Annotated in this window: 22 protein-coding genes; 18 read left to right on the top strand and 4 right to left on the bottom strand. The window is 43.7% G+C overall.

All coding sequences use genetic code 11. The annotated features are described in order from the left end of the window. Positions 1 to 167 precede the first annotated feature (167 nt). From NYE35_RS17940 to lexA, 3 genes are all read right to left on the bottom strand, one after another. A complete protein-coding gene (locus NYE35_RS17940) occupies positions 168 to 548 on the bottom strand; it encodes a hypothetical protein (RefSeq protein ID WP_038571576.1) in 381 nt (126 codons plus the stop codon). Positions 549 to 700: 152 nt separating this feature from the next. Next, positions 701 to 1039 (bottom strand): L,D-transpeptidase, encoded by a 339-nt coding sequence (locus NYE35_RS17935; RefSeq protein ID WP_036687722.1) that lies wholly within the window; start codon positions 1037 to 1039, stop codon positions 701 to 703. Positions 1040 to 1216: 177 nt separating this feature from the next. Beyond that, positions 1217 to 1843, bottom strand: a complete 627-nt coding sequence (lexA, locus tag NYE35_RS17930; protein ID WP_036687720.1) for a transcriptional repressor LexA — start codon at positions 1841 to 1843, stop codon at positions 1217 to 1219. A 251-nt stretch (positions 1844 to 2094) separates the two neighbouring features. Here lexA and NYE35_RS17925 point away from each other — a divergent pair, with 251 nt between their 5' ends. The 18 genes from NYE35_RS17925 (at position 2095) to NYE35_RS17840 (ending at position 20084) form a co-directional block, all read left to right on the top strand. Continuing rightward, positions 2095 to 2508 (top strand): LysM peptidoglycan-binding domain-containing protein, encoded by a 414-nt coding sequence (locus NYE35_RS17925; RefSeq protein ID WP_036687719.1) that lies wholly within the window; start codon positions 2095 to 2097, stop codon positions 2506 to 2508. Positions 2509 to 2617: 109 nt separating this feature from the next. Next, positions 2618 to 2827 (top strand): DUF896 domain-containing protein, encoded by a 210-nt coding sequence (locus tag NYE35_RS17920; protein WP_036687717.1) that lies wholly within the window; start codon positions 2618 to 2620, stop codon positions 2825 to 2827. Positions 2828 to 2876: 49 nt separating this feature from the next. Beyond that, complete coding sequence (locus tag NYE35_RS17915; RefSeq protein WP_036687716.1) at positions 2877 to 3398, top strand: hypothetical protein; 522 nt, start codon at positions 2877 to 2879, stop codon at positions 3396 to 3398. Positions 3399 to 3432: 34 nt separating this feature from the next. After that, positions 3433 to 4218, top strand: a complete 786-nt coding sequence (locus NYE35_RS17910; protein ID WP_036687714.1) for an HAD family hydrolase — start codon at positions 3433 to 3435, stop codon at positions 4216 to 4218. Between the two features lie 262 nt (positions 4219 to 4480). Beyond that, positions 4481 to 4906 (top strand): FixH family protein, encoded by a 426-nt coding sequence (locus NYE35_RS17905; protein ID WP_038571571.1) that lies wholly within the window; start codon positions 4481 to 4483, stop codon positions 4904 to 4906. A gap of 179 nt (positions 4907 to 5085) precedes the next feature. Further along, a complete protein-coding gene (gene metH, locus NYE35_RS17900) occupies positions 5086 to 8463 on the top strand; it encodes a methionine synthase (protein WP_370510530.1) in 3378 nt (1125 codons plus the stop codon). A 143-nt stretch (positions 8464 to 8606) separates the two neighbouring features. Then, a complete protein-coding gene (gene rnz, locus NYE35_RS17895; RefSeq protein WP_036687710.1) occupies positions 8607 to 9545 on the top strand; it encodes a ribonuclease Z in 939 nt (312 codons plus the stop codon). A 293-nt stretch (positions 9546 to 9838) separates the two neighbouring features. Then, on the top strand, positions 9839 to 10627 hold the full coding sequence (locus NYE35_RS17890; RefSeq protein ID WP_094902406.1) for a TIGR01457 family HAD-type hydrolase: 789 nt from the start codon (positions 9839 to 9841) through the stop codon (positions 10625 to 10627). A gap of 45 nt (positions 10628 to 10672) precedes the next feature. Continuing rightward, entirely contained in the window at positions 10673 to 11488 is an 816-nt protein-coding gene (locus NYE35_RS17885) for an Fpg/Nei family DNA glycosylase (RefSeq protein ID WP_036687706.1), read from the top strand. Next, complete coding sequence (locus NYE35_RS17880; protein ID WP_341122481.1) at positions 11478 to 12335, top strand: deoxyribonuclease IV; 858 nt, start codon at positions 11478 to 11480, stop codon at positions 12333 to 12335. The genes NYE35_RS17885 and NYE35_RS17880 overlap by 11 nt, the downstream gene beginning before the upstream one ends. A 3-nt stretch (positions 12336 to 12338) precedes the next feature. Then, positions 12339 to 12683, top strand: coding sequence for a cyclic-phosphate processing receiver domain-containing protein (locus NYE35_RS17875; protein ID WP_036687703.1), 345 nt, complete (start codon positions 12339 to 12341; stop codon positions 12681 to 12683). Then, entirely contained in the window at positions 12680 to 13003 is a 324-nt protein-coding gene (locus NYE35_RS17870; protein WP_038571558.1) for a thioredoxin family protein, read from the top strand. The genes NYE35_RS17875 and NYE35_RS17870 overlap by 4 nt, the downstream gene beginning before the upstream one ends. Beyond that, complete coding sequence (locus NYE35_RS17865) at positions 13000 to 13785, top strand: ABC transporter ATP-binding protein (RefSeq protein WP_282579836.1); 786 nt, start codon at positions 13000 to 13002, stop codon at positions 13783 to 13785. The genes NYE35_RS17870 and NYE35_RS17865 overlap by 4 nt, the downstream gene beginning before the upstream one ends. Further along, a complete protein-coding gene (locus NYE35_RS17860; RefSeq protein WP_036687700.1) occupies positions 13782 to 14849 on the top strand; it encodes an SAM-dependent methyltransferase in 1068 nt (355 codons plus the stop codon). Before NYE35_RS17865 ends, NYE35_RS17860 begins: the two co-directional genes overlap by 4 nt. Before the next feature lie 123 nt (positions 14850 to 14972). Then, positions 14973 to 16466: a serine/threonine-protein kinase gene (locus tag NYE35_RS17855; RefSeq protein ID WP_341121810.1), complete on the top strand. Its 1494-nt coding sequence runs from the start codon at positions 14973 to 14975 to the stop codon at positions 16464 to 16466. A gap of 114 nt (positions 16467 to 16580) precedes the next feature. Further along, positions 16581 to 18134 (top strand): ABC-F family ATP-binding cassette domain-containing protein, encoded by a 1554-nt coding sequence (locus NYE35_RS17850; protein ID WP_036687697.1) that lies wholly within the window; start codon positions 16581 to 16583, stop codon positions 18132 to 18134. A gap of 73 nt (positions 18135 to 18207) precedes the next feature. After that, positions 18208 to 19248, top strand: a complete 1041-nt coding sequence (locus tag NYE35_RS17845; RefSeq protein WP_341121809.1) for a ThiF family adenylyltransferase — start codon at positions 18208 to 18210, stop codon at positions 19246 to 19248. Positions 19249 to 19364: 116 nt separating this feature from the next. After that, positions 19365 to 20084, top strand: a complete 720-nt coding sequence (locus tag NYE35_RS17840; RefSeq protein ID WP_076296515.1) for a winged helix-turn-helix domain-containing protein — start codon at positions 19365 to 19367, stop codon at positions 20082 to 20084. A 45-nt stretch (positions 20085 to 20129) separates the two neighbouring features. Here the strand turns inward: NYE35_RS17840 and NYE35_RS17835 are convergent, their stop codons facing one another. Beyond that, positions 20130 to 20630 carry a C40 family peptidase gene (locus NYE35_RS17835; RefSeq protein ID WP_036687694.1) on the bottom strand — a complete coding sequence of 167 codons (501 nt, stop codon included), beginning with the start codon at positions 20628 to 20630 and terminating at the stop codon, positions 20130 to 20132. Positions 20631 to 20804: the final 174 nt, after the last annotated feature.

Below are 20804 nucleotides of genomic sequence, written 5' to 3'. Positions count from 1 at the left end.
TATGCCTGAATGATCCCCACTAGTATCTTTTAAAAGGGAAATTCGTGGAATTATAGGATCGGCTTCGGAATTAGCCCAAAAAAAGCACCCGGAGAAACCTGCCGATTCTGCAAATGGCGCAAAATTGGGGGTTGCTGCAAGGGTGCTTTTTAAGGTAAGTATGTAACCTATAGAAAATTGAAGGCAGTGATATGATCGGTATAAACAATCAGCTGTTTGTATTCGATCGGAGTCCCATAACTAGCATAAGGTCTTACAGTAACGTCATTGAGGACAACAAAGTTATAGCTGAAATTTTTATCAGGGTGTTCTGCTCCCAAATAAGATATGTATTCGTCTACTATTACATCATCCATCAAAGATTTTAAATCAAATACATCCTCTTTGTTGGAGACGGCTGGAGAGACGATTCCCTGAATGCTGCCAAAAGAGGTGAGCAAATTCACTTTTTTTCCACTAGCTTGTTCATCATTTAAAAGTAAACCGGACAGCTTACCCAGTGCATCGACTTTAAAATCGACGAGGGTTCTAATTTTTGAGTTATTCAAAACTAAACACATCCTTTTCAATTTGCAATCCTGTTAACAATATTCGACATATAATCACCAAACTCCTAGTATGCTAATGAAAAAATACTTACTTATGTAATGACCCCCATTCTGTATATGGTGATTTGGGGGCTGTGACGTCCTCAGCGAATTCAATTCCTTATCGTTACTCGTGTTCCTATAGGGACGATAGCTGCGAGTGTTAACACATCCTCGTTGTACATCCGGATACAGCCGTGGGATACCTCTTTCCCAATGGAGGAAGGATCATTCGTTCCATGAATCCCGTAGTGTGGTTTAGACAGTCCCATCCAAAAGGCACCAAAGGGACCGCCTGGATTGGGTTGTTTGTTAATAATCGTGAATTCTCCCACTGGGGATTGGGTTAACATCTTACCAATGCCGACAGGGAAACCTCTAATCACAATATCATTGTCCAGAAGATATAACATTCGTTGGGTCAGATCTACAATAATTCGGTAATTTGGCATTATGCACAACACTCCTTTCTAATTAGGATATGAGCAGAACGCCTAAACGGTTATTCATAGAAAATGCCCATTTTAGCGAACGAGAACAAATGTTCGTTAGTGGTTGAGAAAGCAAAATACACAGAAAAAAGGCTGTTCCGCATTTGCGGAACAGCCTTTTATGGTAGGAGTGCATACTTAGTGGATATCTCGAAACAATCCGATGACTCTTCCGAGAATAGTTACGCGATTAAGGCGAAGAGGCTCATAAGCTGGATTCTCCGGCTGAAGCCGTATATGATCACGTTCCTTGTAAAAGGTCTTAACGGTTGCTTCATCTTCTTCAGTCATGGCTACAACGATATCTCCGTTGTCCGCTGTTTGTTGTTGGCGAACAATTACATAATCACCATTCATAATGCCAGCATCCACCATACTATCACCCATAACTGACAGCATAAATACTTTGTTGTCACCTACATAGTGAGTAGGAAGTGGGAAGTAGTCCTCGATATTCTCTGTAGCAGTGATAGGTACCCCGGCGGTAACTTTACCTACGACAGGAATCCGTGAGATGGTCTGGGCGAATTGGTGAACATTCTCTGAATCCTCTTGGCCTAGTAATTCTATTGCACGTGGCTTCGTTGGATCTCGACGAATAAGTCCCTTCTTCTCAAGCCGGTCCAAATGACCGTGAACTGTGGAGCTGGAAGCAAGGCCAACAGCTTCTCCAATTTCCCGGACGGAAGGTGGATAACCCTTGCTGCGGACTTCGCTTCGTATAAATTCCAGGATCGCCAGCTGGCGACTTGAAATCTTTGACATTGGAATCAACCCCATATAGTAATGTTTGGGAAAATTATAACATAGAACTACCGTTCGCACAAACATAAGTTCTAACTATTATAAATATTAATCTGCTAGAGTTAAAAAATGGTAGACAAATGATAATAAAATGTACCACTTGAGTCTCTCGAAAAAAAGAGAACAATTGTTCTGAAATAGTATTGAACAAAACACATGTTCGTGTTATTATGAATTCGAAAGTAAGAACAAGTGTTTGGAGGATGATAATTATGCTAAAATACAGTACATACCGCAGCATCTACGATAAGGCCCCAGTGGTTGAATCTTTAGGACATAATGACGTTGCCCGTAATTCCGCTAAGGTGAAAGAGATAACGGAACGTTTGCTAGGAGGGATGATTTCGTTGTTCCGTCAGGACTTCTTTATTAAGTTAATATTGATTATCGTGCTAGTATTTTCTGGCCTAACAGTAGTGGGAAATGTATTTGCAGGATCGACGACTATAATGAAGGAAGAGAAGCGGATTGTGGTTGAACGTGGAGATACACTATGGAGTATTGCCCTTAAGAATAAACCGGCTGATATGAAGACAGTTGTTTATATAGAAGGAATTAAACGTTCAAGTGGGATTAAGAGTAGTCAAATTAACGCTGGAGACATACTTACTTTACCTATTTATTAATTTTCTGAGAACATAATAGAATGACCATTAGAGCTTGCAGGGAGTAGACCTTGACAAGCTCTTTTTCTCATGGCAGAGTTAGAATTAATTTATAGGGGGAGGGAAAGTATTGAATATTGATGAGTTGGTCGCGCGAATTAACGAATTGGCACGCAAACAGAAGAGCGTAGGCCTTAATCAAGAGGAAGTGGCGGAACGCGCCAAGCTTCGTGAAATTTACCTGGGGAATATCCGCAATAACTTCCGAGCACAATTAAATACTATTGAAGTAGTAGATAACGATGAGCATGAACAAGGTAACAAGGGGCTTAAACATTAGCTCGCTGTTCCTTTTCATAGATATTTCAGGATGACTAGGGGGAACGCACATGGCCCGTTCTTGGGAAAGAATGGTTCAACGCAACACACAGCAAATCAACAAGCAAAGAAAGAAACAAGGCAAGGATACGATTTATGCCTCTAAATCTCCTACCCAGAATGCCGAAGTCTTTAAAGGTCGCAACATTGCATTTCCGGTAGTGTTAGTGATACTTGGCACTATGTTTTGGGTAGTTGGTTCTATTGATCAGGCCAAAGGAAATGGCATGCTGGCTAATTGGTTGGGAGTAGTACTGTACTATTTGCTGGCAGCGCTATTGTTCTTCCGTCGTCCGTACTTGAAGGTGGAAAAAGCAAGACTGTCTACTATTAAATTCAATCGCGAACGCGGGCTTCCAGCTGCAGATATTGAGAAAATCACCCTTTCGCGTGGAGCTGTAGTCATTAAGCACAAAGGGAAACGTACGAAATGGATTTTCACAAGACTTATGAATCGCTATGATACTAATGCGATGAGTACACGATTAGAAGCATTTGCTAAAGCTCACAACATTGAAGTAGTTCACGAATAGAACTAGACCAGTTAAAGGGAGAGGGAGACCTGTAATGCCAATTTCTGCTGTACTATTTGACCTTGATGATACATTGCTGTGGGATGATCGGAGCGTCGAAGAAGCATTTCGTTCTGCTTGTGAAGCCGCCGGGGATACGATTGATCCACAAGAACTAGAAGTTGCAGTTCGTAAGGAAGCAAGTAGCTTGTATGAATCTTATGAGACGTTCCCATTTACAAAGATGATCGGAATTAATCCATATGAAGCACTCTGGGCTAACTTTACGGCAGGTGAACAACCAGAATTCCGTCAATTGGAGCAGCTTGCACCGGTATATCGTAAAGAGTCTTGGCGTCGCGGACTTGCAGCCTTAGGGGTGGAAGACGAAGCACTAGCTGAGACCTTGGCAACTAAATTCGCAGCAGAGCGCAGAAAACGTCCATACATCTATGAAGAAACAATGCATGTACTGGAGCAGTTACGGGGTCAAGTGAAGCTTTTGCTACTTACGAACGGCTGTCCTGCACTGCAACAAGAAAAACTAGATGGTGTGCCAGAGTTAATTCCTTTCTTTGATCATATTGTGATTTCCGGAAGCTTTGGTAAAGGCAAACCGGATAAGGAAATTTTCCTGCATGCTTTAGAGCTTCTTGATGTAACTCCTGAGCAAGCGGTTATGGTCGGCGATAAGCTTACAACGGATATCCGTGGGGGGCTGGCAGCAGGGTTGACCACGGTCTGGATTAATAGAAAAGGTAGAGCACCTAGTCTTGATATTCATCCGGATCATGAAATCAATCACCTTGAGGAACTTCTTCCACTAGTTCAATCCTTGTAAGATATACAGAGCTATTAGCTCCAACATAAAGACTTTATAAAAGCAGCGAGTTTCTGAGATCCTAAGAAACTCGCTGCTTTTCTGTACATACATACTAACATAAGGATTTCATTAGATTTTTAAGTAAATGATTTAAGTCACAAGTCTAATGCGGAATTGATGCAAAATACTGAAAAACCAATAATAATGTGTATAATAGATGGAGATGTATAACATGAATTGGTAGATTTTTATTATTCGATAATGATTGGGAGGGCTCCAAATGATGAGATCGAAGAAATTAGTCGCTGTATTATTAGGTGCAACACTTCTAGTACTAGGTGGATGTTCTTCAAATGGAACCAAGCATTCAGAAATACATAACATGAATATGAACATGTCTATGGAACCTATCAAAGTCGAACTACAATGGAGTCCTGAAGAAGTTGTTGTAAATCAAAAGGTAACCTTTGAAGCTGTGGTGACCCAAGATAACGAGGCAGTAGATGATGCAAAAGAGGTTCTGTTCGAAATTGTGAATAAAAATGATGAGGGACAGAAAATAGAGCTTAAGGGAAAGCTAATAGGTAAAGGAGTCTATCAAGCAGAAGGGACCCTTGAAAAGGAAGGACAATATAATGTCACTTCACATGTGACAGCCCGGACACAGCACTCTATGCCTAGCAAAGAGCTGTCTGTGAAACCATGATTCAAAGGTTCACAACGGTTGCTGAGCAATAACAGATAAAGCAGAGTGGAAAGGAAGGCTTTTCGAAATTCCTTTATTCTGCTAAACTTACTCTAATGTTTTACTGGGGGGACTATTAGTTGGCTAAATATACACTTGAGGAAAGCTTACAACAAAGGATTTTGATCCTTGATGGCGCAATGGGCACAATGATCCAACAGGTGCCTCTTACTGGAGAAGATTTTGGTGGCGATGAGCTGGATGGCTGTAATGAAATGCTGGTATTAACACGTCCAGAAGTCATTCAGACGATTCATGAGCAGTATCTCGAAGCAGGGGCTGATCTCATTGAGACTAACACATTTGGTGCAACCTCTGTTGTACTGGCGGAATATGATATTCCTCAGCGCGCACGTGAGATCAATCTAGCGGCAGCAGAGTTGGCCCGCAGAGCAGTAGACAAATATGACACACCTGACCGTCCGCGATACGTCGTGGGGGCTATGGGTCCAACAACAAAAACGCTCTCAGTAACTGGAGGCGTTACTTTCCAAGAGCTAGTTGATAGCTATGAGGAACAAGCAGTGGCATTGATCGACGGTAAAGTAGATGTTTTGCTGCTGGAGACCTCTCAAGATACACTTAACGTTAAAGCTGGAAGTATTGGTATTCGTAATGCTTTTGAAAAGACTGGCATCACATTACCGGTTATGATTTCAGGAACAATTGAACCAATGGGTACTACACTGGCGGGTCAGAATATTGAAGCATTTTATATCTCATTAGAACATCTGAAGCCTATCTCTATGGGCCTCAACTGTGCGACTGGTCCAGAGTTCATGCGGGATCATATTCGTTCGCTTTCGGAGATCTCCTCGGCAGCCGTGAGCTGTTATCCAAACGCAGGATTGCCGGATGAGAATGGACATTATCATGAATCTCCAGATTCTTTAGCTCGCAAGATTGCAGCCTTTGCTGAAAAAGGCTGGCTGAATATTGCGGGGGGCTGCTGTGGAACGACACCAGAGCATATCCGTGCGATGAAGGAAGCACTTTCCGAATATCCTCCACGCCCGCTGGCAGGTAATCATCCACCTGCACTTTCAGGTATTGAGCCTATCTATATTGAGAACGACAACCGTCCTTACATGGTTGGTGAACGTACGAATGTACTTGGCTCTCGTAAATTCAAACGTCTTATCGTCGAAGGTAAATATGAGGAAGCCTCAGAAATTGCCCGAGCTCAGGTAAAGAGTGGGGCACAGGTTATTGACGTGTGTGTACAAGACCCTGACCGCGATGAGATTGAAGATATTAAGCTTTTCTTAGAACTGGTTGTAAAAAAGGTTAAAGTACCTCTGATGATCGATACTACCGATCCTAAGGTTATTGATTTAGCTTTGCAGTACTGCCAAGGTAAGGCGATAATTAACTCTATTAACCTTGAAGATGGTGAAGAGAAATTCGAGCTGGTGACGCCGATCATTCATAAATATGGCGCAGCTATTGTTGTGGGTACCATCGATGAGACGGGACAAGCAATTAAGGCGACAGATAAACTGGAAGTGGCTAAACGCTCCTATGACTTGCTAGTGAACAAGTATGGTTTAGCAGGAGAAGATCTTATTTTTGACACGCTGGTGTTCCCTGTAGGAACCGGAGATGAACAATATATCGGTTCAGCAAAAGAAACGATTGACGGCATTCGTTTGATCAAGGAAGCACTTCCAGGTGTTCATACGATCTTGGGCATCAGCAACGTCTCCTTTGGATTGCCGGAAGCGGGACGTGAAGTGTTGAACTCAGTATTCCTTTATGAATGTACAAAAGCTGGATTAGATTATGCGATCGTAAATACAGAGAAAGTGGAGCGGTATGCTTCCATTCCTGCCGAAGAACGTCATCTTGCTGAGGAACTGATTTATAATACGAATGATGAGACGCTTTCTGCTTTTGTAGCTGCTTTCCGTGGTAAAAAAGTAGAGAAAAAAGAGAAGATTTCCAACCTGTCACTTGAAGAACGTTTAGCCTCCTATGTGGTTGAAGGTACGAAGGAAGGACTCATTCCTGATCTAAATGAAGCATTGACTAAATCTGGTCCGCTGGAGATCATCAATGGACCGCTGATGGCAGGGATGTCGGAAGTCGGCCGGTTATTTAACAATAATGAATTGATTGTTGCTGAAGTGCTGCAAAGCGCTGAAGTGATGAAGGCTTCTGTGAATCACCTAGAGCAGTTTATGCAGAAGGATGAGACAGCGGTTAAAGGAAAAATTATGCTGGCGACCGTAAAAGGGGACGTGCATGATATTGGTAAGAATCTAGTGGAGATCATCCTCTCCAACAATGGTTATCAGATCATTAATTTGGGTATAAAAGTACCACCAGAGACCATTATCGAAGCCTTCCGTCGAGAAAAAGCTGATGCGATAGGATTGTCCGGGCTGCTTGTAAAATCTGCTCAGCAGATGGTGCTCACCGCTCAGGATTTACGTACAGCTGGGATCGATGTTCCGATTATGGTTGGCGGCGCAGCTTTGACCCGTAAATTTACGAAGACCCGTATTCGTCCAGAATATGACGGCCTAGTATTGTATGCTAAGGACGCTATGGACGGGCTGGATATTGCCAATCGGCTTATGAACCCTGAAGAACGGGAGAAGATTGCCGAGGAAATTCGTGTGGAGGCAGAAGCAGCGGTTGCCGTTGCGCCTAAGCAAGAACTGCCGAAACTAACCAGAGCAGTGCGTTCCAAAATATCTCCAGATGCACCTGTTTTTGTTCCACCGGATTTAGAACGCCACGTACTGCGTAACTATCCATTGGGGCATATTATCCCCTATGTGAATATGCAAATGCTGCTGGGTCATCATTTGGGGTTACGGGGTTCTGTAGAAGCCCAATTAGCTGCTGGAGATCAGCGGACTGTTGAACTGAAGGGTACCGTAGACGATATTCTCCATCAAGCGATGCTAGAGGGTACCATTACTCCACATGCTATGTATCAATTCTTCCCTGCACAATCGCAAGGGAATGATATTATAGTGTATAATCCACAGAATACGTCCGAGATCCTGCATACCTTTACTTTCCCAAGACAAGGGGTAGAGCCTCATCTGTGCTTGGCGGACTTCTTGAAACCTGTTGACAGTGGTATTATGGACTATGTTGGATTCCTAGTTGTAACAGCAGGTCACGGTGTACGTGAATTGTCTACTCAGCTGAAAGAAAGCGGAGATTATCTGCGTTCACACGCCTTGCAGTCGGTTGCACTTGAAGTGGCAGAAGGACTGGCAGAACGTGTCCATCATATGATGCGCGATACTTGGGGTTTCCCAGATCCGGCGGATATGACGATGAAGCAAAGACATGGGGCAAGATACCAAGGGATCCGTGTTTCATTTGGTTATCCTGCATGCCCGGATTTAGAAGATCAAGGTCCACTGTTTAAGTTGTTATCTCCGGAGGATATCGGTGTTCACCTTACAGAAGGCTTTATGATGGAGCCCGAAGCTTCCGTTTCGGCTATGGTATTTGCCCATCCAGAAGCGCAGTATTTTAATGTAGAGAAGCTGTAATTCTTTCATTTATATACCTGGTCTGTAGGGGATTGTATCCCTTTCAGCGGAACCTCCCGTAACTGGGGGGTTTTTTGCTGGAAGAAGGTCGTTTAGAATTGAAAAGAGATGGTTGAGCCAATAAGTAGAAGGGAGGAAAAAGAATGGATTTATATTTTTTAGGTACTAATGCAGGTGTACCAACGCTACAACGTAATGTAACGTCCGTTACATTAAGACTGCTGGAAGAACGTCGCAGTATTTGGATGTTCGATTGTGGGGAAGGTACACAACATCAGGTTCTTAGTTCGCCGATTCGGCTAGGAAAGCTGGAAAAGCTATTCATTACCCACTTGCATGGTGATCACCTATTTGGTCTTCCAGGTCTATTATCAAGTCGTGGTTATCAGGGAGGGACAGCGCCGTTAACGGTGTACGGCCCCCCTGGATTAAAAGCATACCTAGAGATCTCCTTAGCTGTGAGCCAATCCCGAATTCCTTATAAGATTGAGATTGTGGAGCATACAGGAGGAACTATATTCGAGGATGATGGCTTTAAAGTTGAAGCTGCATTACTTGAGCACCGCATTGACAGCTATGGCTACCGGGTAACGGAAAAGGATAGTCCCGGAAGCCTCAATACGGAATTGCTTAAGAGTTATGGTTTAAAACCGGGACCGATTTATGGGAAATTAAAAAAAGGTGAAGATGTTGTTACGGATGAAGGTGTACGAATCTGTGCTGCTGATGTTGTTAGGGAACCTAAACGAGGACGTATTGTTACTATCCTTGGGGATACAAGACCTTGTTCGGGAGCCTTAGAACTCTCTCTTAATGCAGACCTTGTTGTTCATGAAGCAACCTTCGCCCATGATCTGGCTGACATGGCGTATCAATATCATCACAGTACAGCGCGTCAGGCTGCAGAGTTAGCAAAAGAAGCCAAAGCAGGACAGCTGTTGCTGACTCATTTCAGTTCTCGTTACAGCTCGCATGAAGAGTTAATTCCTTTGCTTGAGGAAGCTGAACTCATATTCCCTGAGACATTATTAGCTGAGGAATTTAATGCATATCCGGTACCTCGCAGACTAAATGGGCAATAGGGGGAATGATTATTTTCCGGGAAAGCGCAGGAAATGACAGTGCTATGCTAAAAAATGCTGGATGAGACGCTTGTTCGATTTCATTCGACGAAGTGTGTTAGATTTAAAGTAATCACGGAGTAAAAGACGAACGAATGGCTGGACATATTGCCGAAAATCAGTAGGTGATATCTTCCACCTAAAGGGCTTGAGTATGCCTGTAAATCCAAGCAGGGCAAAGGCTGCGAGTTTGTTAATACTATTATTTATTTATTATATTAATTAAATTTATTATGGAAACTGAGGGGTTAGTGATGGAACAAATTGAAGGATTATTGATTGATCTAGACGGTACATTGTACCATGGGCATAAAATGATTCCCGGTGCTGATCTGCTGATAAAGGCTCTTCGTGAATCGGATATCCCTTTTTTATTTGTTACCAATAACTCATCGCGTACGGCAGCTAACGTTGCTGCCCACTTAAGTGGAATGGGAATTGAGGCGAAAGCTGAGGAGGTATGTACCTCTTCTATGGCAGCCGCACGTTACATAGCTGAGGAATCACCTGGGGCTACAGTGGCGATACTTGGAGAAGAGGGACTGCGTATGGCTTGCATTGAGGCAGGGCTCCAAATCGTCACAGAATCCCCTGATTATGTGGTGCAAGGTATCGATCGTTCTTTTAATTATGCTTCGTTAGCTCAAGCTTCGCGTTGGATTTTGAGCGGGGCAAAGTTTGTGCTCACCAATCCAGATTTAATGTTACCATCAGATGATGGGGTTATGCCGGGTGCGGGTACGATCGGTGCAGCAATTGAGGCTGCCAGTGGTGTGAAGCCAGTAGTGATCGGTAAGCCTGAATCGCATCTGATCAAATATGCGACAGATCTTCTGAAAATTCAACCTGAACATGCTGCTGTTGTTGGGGATAATATGCGTACGGATATCGCTGCCGGTGTTAATGCGGGCTGTCGTACAATCCTTGTTCTTACCGGTTTAACCACTACAGAGAATCTGGAGCACTATAAAAGTATCACAGGGATCACTCCCGATGAAATATGTGCCGATTTAGCTGAACTTAAAATGTTTCTCGGTGTATAATAGCTAGGGTCTTATTACTTCACCAACTTAGAGGGGACGATGAGTATGCCAGAATTGCCGGAAATGGAGAATTATAGACAGCTGCTTAGCCAGCGTATTATAAATGTTCCGATAACTAATGTAATTGTGAACAGAGAAAAAACAATTAACATGGAAACAGAAGCTTTCATTGATGCCTTGATCGGTGCGCGTGTTGTTTTTGTAGAGCGGCGCGCCAAGTACATTTTGTTTCATCTCCATGATGGACGAAGATTACTATTGCATTTAATGCTGGGTGGATTGCTTTTTTATGGTTCAGAAGAAGAGCGGCCGGATCGTAATACGCAAGTAGAAATCGCATTTGGTGATCAGATCCTTTATTTTATGGGCCTGCGGTTAGGGTTCTTACATTTAGTATCCGTGAAGGAAAGCGAAGCAACGATGGGTAAGCTTGGACCTGAGCTGCTGGATCGACGGATGACGCCGGAACGTTTTGCAGGAATATTAAAAGGGCGGCGTGGTGCGTTAAAAAGTCTGTTAGTGAATCAGCATGTAATGGCGGGTATTGGAAATTGTTATGCGGATGAGATTGCTTTTGACGCTGGGCTTCTGCCTTCAGTTTTAGTACAAAATTTATCACCTGAAGCCATTTCCCGTCTGTATCAAAGCATTCAAAAAGTATTAACTGATGCGACAGAGATCGGCGGATACATGGAAATGCCGTTTATGACAGGTGACATGGTTACGGGTTCCTATAATGATCAATGTAAAGTCTATGACCGTGAGGGCGAGCCTTGCCTACGCGATGGGGGAACGATTATCAAAACAGAGCTGTCTGGACGCAAAGTATTTTATTGCCCAGACTGTCAACATGAAGCCTAAACCCAAAATAGGGGCTCATGTCAGCATTCGTGGTGGATATGGGAGAGCTGCCCGATTTGCTTGGGAGAGTGGTGCAACAAGTTTTCAATATTTTCCGAAAAATCCGCGCAGTCTGAAGCTAAAGACGGTTGATATTCGAGATACAAGGGATTGTGCACTCTTTTGCCAAGAAAAAGGAATCACCTCTATCGCCCACACCCCTTATGCAATCAATATGGCTGCGAATAGGGATGACGCAACCCCTCGAAACGTGTATGTAGACTCCCTTCTTAATGATCTGGAAATTGCTGAAGCCTGCGGTTCCTTAGGTATTGTTGTTCATTTTGGACATTTTGCTGGAATGGAGCCGTTACAAGGCTATCAAAATATTATACAATGTATGAATGAGACGCTGCAGTCCTGGGAAGGTAACGCCAAGCTGCTAATTGAGAATCAAGCGGGCAACCATGGTACCGAAGGGATTACACTTGAAGAATTGGTGAAGGTTCGTGAGCTTAGCCAGTTTCCCGAGAAGATTGGATTTTGTCTGGATACCTGTCATGCTTTTGCAGCAGGAATTTGGAATCCTGAGCATACGGAAGACTTGCTTGAACGAGGAAACCAGCTTGGATTTTGGCCGCATCTTGTAGCTGTTCATCTTAATGATTCTAAGTTTCCCTTTGGTTCAAGACGGGACCGGCATGCTGGAATAGGAAAAGGTTTTATCGGCGAAAAGGGTCTTGAAAGCTTAATAACTTCTGATCCATTACGTAAAACATCTGTTGTTTTGGAAACTGAAAAGGGTCCAGATGGCAGTCATCGGAATGAAATAGCTACTGTTCGCAGTTGGTTTGAAGCGGGGGGCTAGAAAGTGATTCATATCTATATGGACGATCTCCGTAAAGGTCCGCTTGGATTTGCTTTAGCCCGGACAACAGAAGAATGTCTTCTGATGCTGCGTGAGTGTGAGGTCGGTATTTTATCGTTAGATTATGATATGGGACCGGATGATTATTCAGGTGGGGAAGTGGCTAGACGGATTGTTCTGGAAGGACTGTACCCCTGTGAAATCTATCTACACACCTCCAGCGTTTTAGGGAGAAAAGAAATGTATGAAATCTTATACGCAGCTAAACCTGAGGGGATGCGCTTGTTTAATGGTCCCCTGAGTTCTGATAAGCTTCATGATATCGCTGGGGAGACGGGACTAAAATGAAGGAAATGAATGAAGCGGATTTACTGGAGATACTCACGAGACCGGGAGAACCGCTGGTAGTGTTTTTGCATACTCCGCTGTGTGGTACCTGTAAGGCTACAGAACGCATGTTGGAAGTGGCGGCACATCTGTTGCCTGCTGAACTCCAAATGGTTGCTGGAAATGTGAACATGTTGCCTAATCTGGTACAACAATACCGTATTACCAGTGTTCCTGCTCTACTAGTGGCTTCTGCTGACCGGATAGAGGATCCGCATATTTATTATTCAATGGTTTCAGTTGAGCGGATTCTGGAATACATAAGGAGTGTTATATCATGATCATTTCATTACAACATTTATCTCTGCGCAGAGAAGAAAGCCTAATCTTGGACGATGTGTCCTTAGAAGTTAAGGAAGGCGAAAACTGGGTCATTTTGGGACGGAATGGTTCTGGCAAAACAACAATTTTGGAGATTATGACAGGTTATTTATTCCCTAGCAAAGGAACTGTTGAGGTATTGGGGAATAAATATGGTCAATGTGATTTACGCGAGGTTCGTAAAGAAATTGGTTATATTGGTCCTTCCTTAATGGAGAAGATGTCTTTAAATGATCCGGTGTGGGAGGTTGTCGCTACAGGAGCTTACGCTTATTTGCGTTTCTACGAGAGCATTCCACACGAAGTGAAGGAGAAGGCAATCCGCCTGCTAGAGGATATGAATCTGGGCAATATGGCACTTCATCCTTTTGGAACCTTGTCACAGGGAGAGCGAAAAAAAGCAATGCTGGCAAGATGTCTTATGGCTGACCCCAAACTACTGATTATGGACGAGCCTTGTGCAGGTCTTGATCTGTACGAAAGAGAAAAAATGCTGGCTGAAGTAGATAAGCTGAGACAACGTAATGTCTCCGTTGTTTATGTAACTCATCATGTGGAAGAAATTGTCCCGCTTTTTACACATGTTGCTTTAATTCGCGACGGTAAGCTAGCTGGTTCCGGACCGAAAGAAGAAGTATTAACCAAAGAAATGATCTTGGCCACCTATGATATTCCTGTTGATGTAGAATGGGATAGCGGTCGTCCCTGGATTAAAATTAGACCTGGAGGCAAAACGATTTGAACGAATTAAGACATGATAACGAAGAGCAGACCACTGCTCCGGAAGAAATAGTGTACTCCCGATATATTTGTACAGCTAATCACGGCTTTGCGCCATATGCTCAGGAAGAGCTTCGGCGCTTGTTCGGCGCAGTGAAGAGTACGCTGCTGTTGCCGGGAGAAATCTTTCTCGCCACCTTGCAGTCTGAACCCGAGGAAGTATCACGATTGCTCACACAGAATCTGCCCATTTTCCTTCGTCATATACAGCCTGTGCAGTTTCAGGATGAAGGAACCATGGAAGCACTACAGCGTTTGGCTGTGTATTTAAGCCGCCGCAGTGAGCTAGAGGGGGAGAAAGTATCCCTAAATGTTCGTAAAGGGGATCCTTCCTTCTGGCAGGAAAGTCCGGGCGAACTTCGTGAATGGCTGCAGGAGCAATTGCAAAGCTTGGGTGCAGAATTTACAGTACAAGATCCGGCATGGGTCATTTCTGTCTACGCAGACGGGAATGCCTTATATGCAGGAGTGTCCAGACCAGAAGAGAATCTATCCGGCTGGAATGGCGGTGCAATCCGCTTCCGCAAGGAAGACGGACAAATCTCACGTGCTAAGTTCAAGCTGATGGAAGCGGAGAAGGAGTTCGCTATTCCTTTTTACAGCTTCCGTAATGCGCTTGATATTGGTGCCTCTCCAGGGGGCTGGACTTCTTTCTTGCTGGAGCGTGGAATGAAGGTAACAGCGGTTGACCCTGCTTTGATGCATGAATCGCTGCGTAATTACCCGGGTCTGAAGATCCTGCGCAAAAATGCCGGAGAAGTGAAATTCCGCGATAATGAATTTGATCTGCTTGTATGTGATATGAGCTGGAGTCCTAAGCTGATGGCAAAGCTTGTAACCGGGCTGCTGCACAGCCTGTCACCAGGCGGAACAGCGATTGTGACCGTAAAGCTGATGCATAAGAAACCTCTAGCGATGATCAAAGAGATCATTGCAATGTTTGAGGGCGAACGTATGCAGATTCAGCGGGCTAAGCAGCTGTTTCATAATCGTGACGAGATCACGCTTTATATGATTAAATACTAGGTAAGATCCTAATTTAAAAATCTTAAGGGAAAGCATCCCGTTATTAACGTTATCGTAATCTGCGGTAACAACGTTAATGGCGGAAGCTTTCTCTTTTTTTTATGTGAAAAAGGGGGAAGTTCAGTGAATTTTGCATCGAAGCTTGGGGTAGGGCAGATAATGGACGCCAGATACAGAATTATTGACCAGATTGGAACAGGTGGAATGAGTATTGTTTATCTTGCGGAGGATCTGCGTTTAAAGGGGAAACGTTGGGCTGTAAAAGAAAGTGTTAGCTCAGCAACGCTGTATTCGGACATTGAAGCGGAAGCGGAGATGCTAATGGGGCTGGATCACCCGCGGCTTCCACGTATTGTTGATTACTATCTTTCGGATAAAGAAGGGTATTCTTATTTAGTCATGGATTATATTGAAGGGATAACTTTAAGTCAGCTGATGAGGGATAATCCCGGACCTTTGCCTTGTGAATTCATCCTACAAATTGCTAAACAGCTTTTAGAAGTCCTGCAATATTTGCATGGTCATCATCCGCCCATTGTTTATCGTGATTTAAAGCCCTCCAATCTTATGTTAACTAAGCAAAAAGAATTAATGTTAATCGACTTCGGAATCGCTCGAAATTTTAGAAAAGGCATCGCTGAAGATACGGTGAAGCTTGGTACGGTAGGATTCGCGGCTCCTGAGCAGTATGGGAATGGGCAGAGTCAACCGGTTTCTGACTTATATGGTCTTGGTGCGTTGCTTTTATATATGGCTACCGGAGGATTATGCAGCCACTGGGAGTCAGGAATGGAAAATAAGTTGCGTGACCAAGTTCCCGCAGCTTTTATTCCGATAATTAGACGTTTATTACGGCCACATCCGGAGGAAAGATATCAGGAGGCAACAGCTGTTATTCAAGCACTGGTTCATGTGGAGGCTGATATGGATGAAGGTAATCATTCAGCAGTGTCTGTACCCCTAGCAGTTGATAAACGGAAAGCTAAAGTGATCGCCTTACTTGGGGTAGGGCCGGGACTTGGAACAACACATACTTCATTTGCGATTAGTGATTATCTGGCACAGATCGGTTCAACAGCTTGGGTTGATCTATCACCGGATTCATCGGTTTATGATCGCATGCACAATATGCTTGATGTGCAGAGTGCTTCAGTTCCTGCTGAGAGCTCTGAGTCTGTATTTTCCTGGAGGAAGGTTCATTACTGGAAGCGACCTCACCATGGGGACGTAGCAGAGCTTATGAGAGGGGCTTATCAATTTGTGGTATTAGATCTGGGCACGGGTGGATTTGATGGAGCGCTGGAAGAAATCAAACATAGCGATATTCCCATTCTAATTGCTTCTGGCGCAGATTGGCGACTGGAGGAAACTTTATTATGGATTAGGAGGAAGGGGCTGCAGCCTGAACGGGATTGGAGAGTGGGTTTACCACTTGCTGAACAGCAATCTGTTGAACTGTTGCGAAATTCTTTAGGTATAGATAGGGTTTATAATTTACCGTGTCAGCAAGATCCATTTTTACAAAAAGGGAAGTTGGCAGATGTAATTGCTGAGCTATTAGGGGACATTAAGGGCGAACGAAACGATGGAAAACGCCGTGGTTTTTTCTTAAGATAGGCTATTGGGACTAACATTTAATTCAGTGTTCCGCTAAAGTGTGATAAAATATATATTTATACGTGATTTGATTTACGCATTATTTAAGTATAGACAGGAGCTTGCGGAGAATTTATGAGTTTACTTACTGTAGAAGACGTTTCCCACAATTTTGGGGATCGGACGTTGTTCAAGAACGTGTCTTTCCGGTTGTTACCAGGAGAACATGTTGGAATTGTTGGAGCAAATGGCGTTGGTAAATCGACGCTAATGAATATTTTGACAGGAAAGCTTTTGAAGGATAATGGTAAAGTAGAATGGACCCCTCGGGTGCGTTACGGTTATTTGGACCAACATACGATTCTTACACCAGGCAAAACGATTCGCGATGTTCTAAAGGACGCTTTTCTGCCACTGCTTGAGTTAGAGCAGGAAATGCTGAAGATCACAGAGCAGATGGGTGATGCTTCGCCTGAGGAACTAGAAGTACTACTGGAGCAGATGGGGGACATTCAGGAACAACTGGACATCGGAGATTTCTATCTGATTGATGTAAAAGTGGAGGAAATGGCAAATGGTTTAGGCCTGTCCGTGATTGGGCTTGATCGTGATGTAGCTTCTCTTAGCGGTGGTCAAAGAACCAAAGTACTGCTGGCAAAGCTTTTGCTTGAGAAACCCAATGTACTATTGCTTGATGAGCCTACCAACTATTTGGATGTTGAGCATATCGATTGGCTGACCAACTATTTGAAACAGTACCCATATGCATTTATATTGATTTCCCATGACACTGAGTTCATGAATAAAGTCGTTAATGTCGTTTATCACTTGGAGTTCGGTAAATTGACCCGTTACACGGCGAACTATGAGAAATTCCTTGATATGGCGGAGATGAACAAAAACCAGCATATCGATGCCTATGAGAAACAACAAGATTTTATCAAAAAACAAGAGGACTTCATCCAACGGAATAAAGCGCGTGCTTCAACCTCAGGCCGGGCAAAAAGCCGTGAGAAGCAGCTTGATCGTATGGACCGAATTGATCGTCCTGAAGAAGCTGCTAAGCCGACCTTTAAGTTTAAAGAGAGCCGGGCAAGCGGCAAAACCGTCTTCGAAGGAATTGATTTTGAGATTGGTTATGATCGTCCGCTGCTGCCACAGCTAAATATGGTCATTGAACGTGGGGAGAAGATTGCTATTGTTGGCTGCAATGGTGTAGGTAAATCTACACTGCTGAAGACTATTCTGGGAGTGATCCCAACATACAGCGGCAAAACCTATCTTGGGGATTATCTGAACCCTGCATATTTCCAACAAGAAGTGAAAGCAGCTAGTCTTACGCCTATTGAGGATGTCTGGAATGAATTCTCCAGTTTAACTCAGAACGAAGTTCGTGGGCATCTGGCTCGCTGTGGTCTAAAAAATGAACATATTACACGTCCGCTTAGTATGCTGAGCGGTGGGGAGCAAGCGAAGGTGCGTCTTTGTAAGCTTTTGATGCGTGAAAGCAACTGGGTACTGTTCGATGAACCTACCAATCACCTTGACGTTATTGCTAAAGCAGAGCTGAAGCGCGCTTTGCAAGAATATAAAGGCACAGTCCTGCTTGTATCCCATGAACCTGATTTCTATGAAGATTGGGTTACGAAAATTTGGGATGTTGAGCAGTGGTCAGCTGTACAAGTATAGAATAATCATAAATCCGGAGAATAGCAGACATCCTGCTGTTCTCCGCTTTTTGGATATGGGGAGGAGATAATGTATGTTTCATTACGCCGGGCGAGAAGATCGATACTCACGACAGATACGTTTCGCGCCATTTGGTACTGAAGGACAGCAAGGGCTCGCAAAATCAAAAGTGCTTGTGGTTGGTGCGGGTGCGTTAGGTACAGGGATTGCAGAGACATTGGTCCGTTGTGGTGTTGGGCATGTCCTTATCGTTGATCGCGATTATGTAGAGTGGAGTAACCTGCAGCGGCAACAGCTGTATACCGAGATGGATGCACAGGAGCGAGCTCCGAAAGCCATAGCAGCCCAGAACAGACTGCAGCAGATTAATTCTGAGGTTGTCATAGAAGCGCATGTTATGGATGTGCGGAAGGAAGAACTGGAAGGACTCATCTCAGGGGTGGATCTGATTATGGATGGGACCGATAATTTCGATACACGTCTCATCATTAATGATATTGCCCAAAAGAATAATATCCCTTGGATTTATGGAGCTTGTGTAGGAAGCTATGGAATTACATATACGATTTTGCCTGGAGAAACGCCATGTCTTCATTGTCTTTTAGGTACAGTCCCACTAGGGGGAGATACCTGTGATACAGCGGGTATTCTTCCACAGGCCGTGCAATTGGTTACTGCAAATGCTACAGCTGAGGCGTTAAAGCTTCTCGGTAACCGTAAGGACCAATTAAGAAATAAACTGCTCACTTTCGATGTATGGCGTAATGAACATCAAGAAATTGGAGTGAAAAGTGCCAAAAAGGAGAATTGCCCTTCTTGTGGGACTCATCCGATCTACCCTTATCTAACAGCCTTGAATACGGAACGAAGTGATGTGCTTTGTGGTAGGGATACCGTACAAATCCGCCCTGCCCGGCCGCAGAACCTTAACCTGCAGGAAACAGCCAGCCGCTTGTCTCGTTTAGGAGACGGTGAGGTAGAGAGCAATCCTTATCTAATTTCCTTTAAAGAAGGTCCTTACCGGATGGTGATCTTCGCAGATGGCCGGGCATTGATTCATGGGACGAAGGATATTGCCGCCGCCCGTAGCTTTTATCATCGATATTTCGGTTAAAAAGCAAGATAAACTGATCTTCAGACCATTTCCTAGGAATGGTCTCTTTGCTTTCCGGGGATTCTATATCTATTAATGGGATGCTGATGCATGTCTGATGGATACGGGGGATCTTTGTGAGTGAGCAACTGATATGGTATATGTCTGAGGGAAACGAAAGAGGAGAAGAAGAGCGAATCGCTATAGAAAAAGTGTTTAATGATATCGGTCTGCAAATAACAAAAAGCGAAGATCCCGAAGATCTTCGCTTATCCATTTCTGAAGTAGAACCGGTATTGCTGCTTGCTGATTTAGGCGAGGTGGGAACATGGGAAGGATGGAAAATCATTTCCGCAGTAAGAGATGAGGGAATGATTCTTCCGGTCATGGTGATTTCCGAAGAGTTATCGGGTAACGGAGCGGTTGCGGCCTTTTTAGCCGGGGGGAATGATTTTATGTCAAAACCACTACATACCGGTGAATTCAAATGTAGAATTCTAAATTTATTAACCCTCACGGGTCGGCGTCGAAATTTAAAACATCTGTTAAAGGTGGATGGTTTAATGCTCGATCCCAGCCGCAGGCTGGTCACCCGTGAAGGGATCGAGCTTAAGATGACGCATAAAGAATTCGATCTTCTATATTATCTCGCTGCGAATCGAGGGATTATATGTTCCCGCGAGGAAATACTCAAACAAGTATGGGGATATCAATTCCATGCAGATACCAATGTTGTAGATGTATACATCAGGCATATCCGCTTAAAGATTGATAAAGGGTACCGGAACAAGTTAATTCACACTGTTCGCGGAACAGGATATGTAATGAGGGTGCCCGAAGGCAGCACCACATCCTGAGACTTATTCTCTTTTATAGAAAAGACTCTACTATAGAGCTGTTGTTTACAGTACGCGGCGAGCCTTTAGATAAGTCTTTTTCCATGTACCAGAATTAAGATCAGAAACCGTAACACCTGGTTTACCGTAAGTGTGCAGAATTTTACCGTTTCCGGCGTAAACAGCTACGTGAGTTACATTTTTACCAGTTGCTCTGCTGCCGCTAGAGAAGAATACAAGATCGCCCACACGAAGGTTTGCTTTGGAAACAGAAGTTCCTACTTTTGATTGAGCTGCAGCTGTACGGGGTAATGATACATTATACTTTTTAAAGATATGTTTCATAAATGAAGAGCAATCAAAAACCTTAGTAGTAGAAGTAGATGCTCCGAATTTGTATGGAGTTCCCATATAGTTTTTCCCGAAATTGACAACGCTTTGTCCTTTGGACACCGTAGCGGCTTCGACTTTAGTTGCGCCTACGCCTGTTGCCATCATTGTTCCTAAGCCCATCGTAGTAACCATTCCTATGACAATCGCTTTTTTTATCCATTGTTGTTTATTCATGTTGTAAGTACCTCCAAAGTTAGTATATCAATCTGTCTTGCTGTGTCTTGTCTTGCTTGCCTGATTCGTAGTATAGCAGGTTATCTATGTCATAAAATTTGGTAGAGCAGCAATAAAGTGAGGCTGGGCCTGGGTTGTAAACGTTTTATTAAAAATTCATTAAAAGTTACAAAA

Origin of the sequence: Paenibacillus sp. FSL L8-0494 (assembly GCF_038003695.1) — a bacterium.
Taxonomy (GTDB): Bacteria; Bacillota; Bacilli; order Paenibacillales; family Paenibacillaceae; genus Paenibacillus_AQ; species Paenibacillus_AQ odorifer.
The sequence above is the reverse complement of the archived record's forward strand: the minus strand, read 5'-3'. Positions and strand labels throughout refer to the sequence as shown.

What these genes read in the sequence shown, in the direction of transcription:
- NYE35_RS17935 (WP_036687722.1), bottom strand. Translation starts at nt 1,039, where the DNA reads ATGCCAAATTACCGAATTATTGTAGATCTGACCCAACGAATGTTATAT.
- lexA (WP_036687720.1), bottom strand. Translation starts at nt 1,843, where the DNA reads ATGTCAAAGATTTCAAGTCGCCAGCTGGCGATCCTGGAATTTATACGA.
- NYE35_RS17925 (WP_036687719.1), top strand. Translation starts at nt 2,095, where the DNA reads ATGCTAAAATACAGTACATACCGCAGCATCTACGATAAGGCCCCAGTG.
- NYE35_RS17915 (WP_036687716.1), top strand. Translation starts at nt 2,877, where the DNA reads ATGGCCCGTTCTTGGGAAAGAATGGTTCAACGCAACACACAGCAAATC.
- NYE35_RS17910 (WP_036687714.1), top strand. Translation starts at nt 3,433, where the DNA reads ATGCCAATTTCTGCTGTACTATTTGACCTTGATGATACATTGCTGTGG.
- NYE35_RS17905 (WP_038571571.1), top strand. Translation starts at nt 4,481, where the DNA reads ATGATGAGATCGAAGAAATTAGTCGCTGTATTATTAGGTGCAACACTT.
- metH (WP_370510530.1), top strand. Translation starts at nt 5,086, where the DNA reads ATGGGCACAATGATCCAACAGGTGCCTCTTACTGGAGAAGATTTTGGT.
- rnz (WP_036687710.1), top strand. Translation starts at nt 8,607, where the DNA reads ATGGATTTATATTTTTTAGGTACTAATGCAGGTGTACCAACGCTACAA.
- NYE35_RS17890 (WP_094902406.1), top strand. Translation starts at nt 9,839, where the DNA reads ATGGAACAAATTGAAGGATTATTGATTGATCTAGACGGTACATTGTAC.
- NYE35_RS17885 (WP_036687706.1), top strand. Translation starts at nt 10,673, where the DNA reads ATGCCAGAATTGCCGGAAATGGAGAATTATAGACAGCTGCTTAGCCAG.
- NYE35_RS17880 (WP_341122481.1), top strand. Translation starts at nt 11,478, where the DNA reads ATGAAGCCTAAACCCAAAATAGGGGCTCATGTCAGCATTCGTGGTGGA.
- NYE35_RS17870 (WP_038571558.1), top strand. Translation starts at nt 12,680, where the DNA reads ATGAAGGAAATGAATGAAGCGGATTTACTGGAGATACTCACGAGACCG.
- NYE35_RS17865 (WP_282579836.1), top strand. Translation starts at nt 13,000, where the DNA reads ATGATCATTTCATTACAACATTTATCTCTGCGCAGAGAAGAAAGCCTA.
- NYE35_RS17850 (WP_036687697.1), top strand. Translation starts at nt 16,581, where the DNA reads ATGAGTTTACTTACTGTAGAAGACGTTTCCCACAATTTTGGGGATCGG.
- NYE35_RS17845 (WP_341121809.1), top strand. Translation starts at nt 18,208, where the DNA reads ATGTTTCATTACGCCGGGCGAGAAGATCGATACTCACGACAGATACGT.
- NYE35_RS17835 (WP_036687694.1), bottom strand. Translation starts at nt 20,630, where the DNA reads ATGAATAAACAACAATGGATAAAAAAAGCGATTGTCATAGGAATGGTT.